A 6,241-nucleotide genomic window follows, 5' to 3' on the forward strand; every position below is an offset into this window, starting at 1 on the left:
GGTCTCCTCCTGAGAGTTAACGACCGGCCGTTCCAGAACATAGCATGTTCTGGAACGGCCGGTCGTGAACGGGTAGGCTCTCTTTCATGGCGCGGCCGAGAGAGTTCGACGAAGATGAAGTGGTCGCCAAGGCACTGAACTGCTTCTGGGCCGCCGGCTACACCGCCACCTCCATCCACGACCTGGTCGACGCGACCGGGATCAGCCGCGGCAGCCTCTACGGAGCTTTCGGCGACAAGCACGCCTTGTTCCTGCGGGCCCTCGATGCCTACTGCGCCGGGACGATCGCCGCCGTCCACGCCGACCTTGACGGCGACGACACCGGCGCCGCCACCCGGCTGAGCGCGCACATGCGCCACGTCGCCGACAGCTGCGGCGACAGTCAGTACGGATGCTTCCTGGCCAAGTCGAGTGCCGAGCTCGCCGCCTCCGATCCCGAGGTCGCGCTGCGCGCCGAGCGGATGTACGGCACGTATGAAGAGGTGCTGGTCACCTGCTTGACACAGGCGCAGGACGCCGGCGATCTCGACAGCCGGCACGACCCCCGCGCGCTTGCGGCGCTGCTGCTGATCACGGTCCGTGGCATGGACGCGCTCGGCCGATCTCGCCGTGGCCGCGACTTCATGCGCCAGGTCGCCGACCTTTCCCTGGCCTTCCTGAACTGACCTCCACAGTGATATCGATAACCAATTGCCTGACCAAGATCGAGAAGTCACTCAGCGCAAACGCACCCAGCTTGGGAGGCGACCCGGTCGTGTGCACACAGAAGGCGCCTTCCTGCTGTGGCTGCGGAAGACCTGGAGACGATGTCCGTCCGGGTGCGTTGTTCGGCAAGGCTGCGCGGGCAATCCTCCTGCCTCCGTGAACACCGCCGAACCGGGTCGGGATTTCGAGCGTTTTCAATAGTTCATGGCGATGTGTCGCGTGTGGGGCGTGAAAGGGGACGTGATGGGTGGAATTGCAGCGATTGCCGGTAGTGCGGCGTTCACCGGGACATTCAAGGGCGAGGTCATCACCCCCGAGGTGCCGGAGTACGAGGACGCGCGGCTGATCTGGAATCGGGACTTCGACCGGCGGCCCAGGGTCATCGTCCGGCCGGTCGACACCGATGATGTCGTCGCCGCCGTTCGGTTCGCGCGCGACAACGATCTACTCGTGGCCGTTCGCAGCGGTGGGCACAGCTACCCCGGTCACTCCACCTGCGACGACGGCATGGTGATCGACCTGGGCCGGATGAACCGCATCCGGCTCGACCCCGAGACCGGCATCGTCCGCGCCCAGGCCGGCGTGCTCCTGCGAGATGTCGACAGCGCAACGGCCGTTCATGGGCTCGTGTTGCCGGCGGGCATCGTGTCGCACACGGGCCTGGCGGGGCTCGCGCTCGGCGGCGGGATCGGATATCTCACCCGGTCCTTCGGACTGACCTGCGACCAGTTCGTCCGGCTGCGGGTGGTCACGGCCGCCGGCGATGTCGTCACCGCGAGTGCCACCGAGAACGAGGACCTCTTCTGGGGGCTGAAGGGCGGGGGCGGCAACTTCGGCATCGTGACCGAGTTCGAGTGCCGGACGCACGTGCTCGGCAACGTGCAAGGAGGCCAGCTCTACTTTCCGATGAGCCAGGCGGTCGACGTCATCCTGGGGCTCGGCGAGATCATGGAGCACGCTCCGCGGGAGATGTGCGTGTCACACGGACTCGCCGTCAATCCGGCCTTCACGCCGGCCGCCGACGAGTCCGAGTGGCTGCTGGCCGTCAACGTCGTCTACCGGGGCGAGCCCGGCGACGAACCGCTCCGGGAGGTCACGGGGTTCGCGAAGCCCGTCCACAACAGCATCGGCCCGGCCAACTTCCTGGAGGCGCAGCAGCGGTTCGACAATGCGTCGGGCCACGGCACCGGCTGGTACATGAAGTCGGGGCACACCCGGGAACTCTCCTCGTCACTGGTCGAGAGCTTCGTTCAGCACTCGCTCGACCACCTCGAGATCGCTTCCCCGAACGTACTTCAAGAGGTCTTTTCCCTGCACTCCATCGGCGGCGCCGCCGGCGATGTCGCCGAGGACGACACCGCCTACAGCGGCCGGGCCGCCCAGTGGCACTGCAGCATCGAAGTGGGATTCACCAAACCCCAGGAACGTGAGCGCGTCGTCGGCTGGACCAGGCGGGCTTGGGAGACGACCCGGCAGCACCTCGACATGACCACCAGCTACGTCAACATGATGTTCCAGGACGGGAGCGGGTCCCTGGCCGATGTCTACGGAGACGCCAAACTTCAGCGCCTCCGCCAGGTCAAGACCGCCTGGGACCCGCAGAACTTCTTCCGTCTCAACTCCAACATCAAGCCGCTGGGCGGGGATCAGCTCGACGGATGACTCTCCAGTGACGTCATCCAGTCGCCGACGGCCAGCGCTGTCCCGTCGGCGTGTTCCTGCATCATCGTGAAGTGGTTCCCCGGCGTGTCGATGACTCTCGCGGCGCCGGGGAACTCCCAGGAGACCCGCCAGTCGTCGTTGGCCGACGCCTCTCCGACGGGCTCGCCGGCCCGCACCAGCAGGGTGGGAGCGGCGATCTCCCGGAGATCCCGCAGGCCGAGCGAATCGTAGTGAGCCATGGCGGTCAGCCAGGTCTCGTCGTCCAGGCGACTGTTGTTGTACCCGTACGTTTCCATTCCCGCCCACAGGTCGTTGAGGAGCCCGCTCCTCGTGATCACATTGTCGCGCTGGAGGTACGTGTCGATCAGCACGACGCCCGACGGCGCCATGCCGTTGCTTTCCAGGTGCTCCGCCAGCGCGTACGCGATGATGCCTCCCGCGGAATGCCCGACGAGAACGAACGGCGCGCCTTGCGCGGTGCTGGAGATGTTGTCGGCGAGCGCCTCCATCAGGGAATGCGCGGTGGCCGGCAGTGACTCGCCGTCTACGAATCCGGGCAGCGTCAGGATCGACACGTCGCGGTCCTCGCGGAATCGGCGGGAGAATCGCGCGTACTGCTGCGGACGGTACGGTCCGTAGAAGGTCGGGATGCAGAAGATCCCGGGTTCAGCGCTCCCCTGCGAGACTCTGATCGGAACCGGCGCGTCCTTCCGATCGGCGCGGCCGGAGAACATCGGACGGAACAGCGCGACGCGGGCAACCGCGTCGAAGAACTCCTGCCCTCGGCCGTTCTTCGTCGACTGCTCGAAGAGGGCCTTCAGCGAGGACGCCGCGGGGGCCGGCTCAGGTTGCTCCACGCCGTCGTCCAGGTGGCCGGCGTCGGAAAGCATCTCCCACAGAATCGGCGCCAGCGCGGCGGCGGTGGGGTGCTCGAAGATGGCGGTCGCGGGCAGCGTGACGCCGGTGACGGCGCCGAGGCGGTTCCGCAGCTCGACCGCGGTCAGCGAGTCGAAGCCCATCTCCAGGAACGTCGTGCCGCCGACCGCGTCCGGAGAGGAGTGACCGAGGACCGCGGCGGCCTGTGCGCGGATCAGGTCGAGCAGCAGCCGCTCCTGATCGGCGGGGGCCAGGCCGGCCAACTGCCCGGCCATCCCGCCGGCGGCCGACCTGCTGCCGTCGCGGGTGGTGGGGCGGGCGAACCCGGCGAGCAGCGGGACCGCGCCGGCGGCGAGGGCGGCCGGGTCCAGTGGGGCCAGGACGGTCAGCGGCTCGTCGAGGGCGGTCGCGGTGTCGAACAACTTCAGCGCCTGCTCGGTCTGCAGCATCCGCATCCCGGCCTGATTGATCCGGGCGGCATCCTGGTCGGTCAGGTGTGCGGTGATCCCGCTGCGTTGCTCCCACAACCCCCACGCCAACGACGACGCCGGCAAACCTGCCGCCCGACGCTCCGCGGCCAGACCATCCAGAAACGCATTCGCGGCAGCGTAATTGCCCTGCCCTGGGGACCCGAATGTTGCCGCGGCCGAGGAGAACAACACAAACGCGCCCACATTCAGATCCGCTGTCAGCTCGTGCAGATGCCACGCGCCGGCCGCCTTCGGCCCCATCACCGCATCGATACGAGCGGGAGACAGCGACGTCACCAAACCGTCGTCCAGAGCTCCCGCCGCGTGCACCACCGCGGCCAAGGGCCAACCCTTCGGTACGCCGGCAATCAGCGCCGCCAACTGCGGCCGGCTGCCCACGTCACATGCTGTGACCGTCACCGCGGCGCCGGCGGTCGCCAACTCAGCCGCCAAGCCGGCCACGCCCGGCACCGCCGGACCACCCCGCGAAGCCAGCAACAAATGCCCGGCCCGATCAGAGGCGACCAAGTGCCGAGCCAACTCCGCACCGAGCGTGCCCGTACCTCCGGTGATCAGAACCGTGCCATCCGGATCCCACCCGCGAGCACCATCACCGCCTTGAAGGTCCTCGGGAGCGGGACGAGCCAGCCGACGGGCCAGCACCCGGCCATCACGAACCGCCACCTCCGGTTCTCCGGCCAACACCGCCGCGACCGCCGCCGTCAGCCCCGCATCGGCGGCTGCCGGGTCGAGGTCGATCAGGGCGAACCGGCCCGGATTCTCCGCCTGCGCCGAACGCAGCAGCCCCCAAACCGGGGCGGCGGACAGGTCCGGCACTCCTTCCCCGGGCACGGCGGACACCGCCCCGCTGGTCGCCACCACCAGCAGGGAGGCCGCCAGGGGCCCGGAGTCGAGCCACTGCTGCGCCAGCACCAGGGCCTGGCTCGCCACCCGGGCACCGCCCGCCGCGGCGTCACTGGTCCGGCCGGTCATCCGGGCCAGCACCACTCGCGGCGCCGGAGCACCCGCCGCCACTGCCCTCGCCACCGCGATCAGGTTGGGGTACGCGCGAGCATCGGCACCTGCCGCCGTCAGAGCCGCGGCCAGCTCCTTACCGCCACCCCCGGTCACCGCGACCGGGCCCGGCACCGCGACCGGGCCCGACTCCGCGACTGGGACCCAGCGGATGGCGAACAGCGCGTCCCGGTCCGCGGCCGCGCCGAGCTGCTCGGCCGTCATCGGGCGCACCAGCAGCGAGTCCACGGTCAGGACCGGCCGGCCGGCGGCGTCGACAGCTTGCATCCGGAGCTCGTCGGGGCCGCGGCGCACAAGCCGGGCCCGAACCGCACTCGCCCCGGCGTTGTGCAAGGTCACGCCCCGCCACGCGAACGGGACCATAGTCTTCTCGCCGGAAGCCCCGAGCACTCCGCCCGGACCGGCTGCGTGCAGTACCGCGTCGAGCAGCGCCGGATGCACCCCGAACGACCCGGCCTCGTCCTGCTCCGTCTCGGACAGCATGACTTCGGCGAAGGCTTCCTCGCCGCGTCGCCACACCGCGCGCAAACCACGGAAGGCCGGCCCGTACCCGTAACCGCGCACCCCCAGCCCCGCGTACAAGTCCGAAACATCCACCGCGACACCACCCGCCGGCGGCCACTGCCGCCCAGCCCACTCACCCCCGGAAAGCCCAGCAGGAGACAACACACCCACAGCGTGCTCACTCCACGACGCCGAACCACCACCCGAACGCGCATGCACGGCCACCGACCGGGCCCCACCCTCACCCGGCACCCCAACAGTCACCTGCACCTGAACCGCCTCGTCCGCGGGAATCACCAGCGGGGCCCGCAACACCAACTCCTCCACCCGCCCGCAACCCGCGCGCTCACCAGCGGCGACCGCCATCTCCACCAACGCCGCACCCGGCACCACCACGCTGCCCAACAGAACATGATCCGCCAGCCACGGAAGACTCTGAACCGACACCCGGCCGGTGAACACCAAGCCACCACCCACCAGCTCAGTCACCGCCCCCAACAACGGATGAACTCCGGCCACCGTTTCCGTCGAGGCAGCCTCCAGCCAGTAACGGGCACGCTGGAACGCATACGTCGGCAGATCCACCCGCCGACCCGGACCGGACACTTTGACCCAGTCCAGCTTGGCGCCCGCCACATACGCGCGACCCAACGCCGTCAACAACCCGGCCGCCCCACCCGCATCCCGGGTCAGCGTGCCGGTAACCAGGACACTGTGGATCCGTTTTGCCTCAAGGGTTTCGGTCATCGCAGCAGTCAGCACCGGATGCGGGGACGCCTCGATGAACATGCGATATCCGCGCTCAGCCAGCACCCGCGTCGAACGCTGGAAATCAACCGGGGCCCGCAAACTGTCGAACCAATACCGGGCACCCAACTCCGGACCGTCCAACACCTCACCGGTCATCGCCGACACCATCAGCAGACGCGCCCGACCCGGACGCACAGACTCCAACGCCCCCAGAATCTCCCGCTCCAACACATCCACCT

The 6,241-nt window shown here is 68.9% G+C and carries 3 protein-coding genes; 2 read left to right on the forward strand and 1 reads right to left on the reverse strand.

Annotation, left to right across the window (positions count from 1 at the left end):
- Nucleotides 1-86: 86 nt before the first annotated feature.
- Nucleotides 87-665, forward strand: coding sequence for a TetR/AcrR family transcriptional regulator (locus tag ACGFIO_RS37840; RefSeq protein WP_392834417.1), 579 nt, complete (start codon nt 87-89; stop codon nt 663-665).
- 283 nt (nt 666-948) lie between these two features.
- Nucleotides 949-2,367, forward strand: coding sequence for an FAD-binding oxidoreductase (locus ACGFIO_RS37845; RefSeq protein ID WP_392834420.1), 1,419 nt, complete (start codon nt 949-951; stop codon nt 2,365-2,367).
- Here ACGFIO_RS37845 and ACGFIO_RS37850 read toward each other — a convergent pair.
- Nucleotides 2,352-6,233, reverse strand: a complete 3,882-nt coding sequence (locus ACGFIO_RS37850; RefSeq protein WP_392834438.1) for an SDR family NAD(P)-dependent oxidoreductase — start codon at nt 6,231-6,233, stop codon at nt 2,352-2,354. The genes ACGFIO_RS37845 and ACGFIO_RS37850 overlap by 16 nt on opposite strands.
- Between the last annotated feature and the right edge of the window lie 8 nt (nt 6,234-6,241).

Origin of the sequence: Actinoplanes sp. NPDC049265 (assembly GCF_043197135.1) — a bacterium.
Lineage (GTDB): Bacteria > Actinomycetota > Actinomycetes > Mycobacteriales > Micromonosporaceae > Actinoplanes.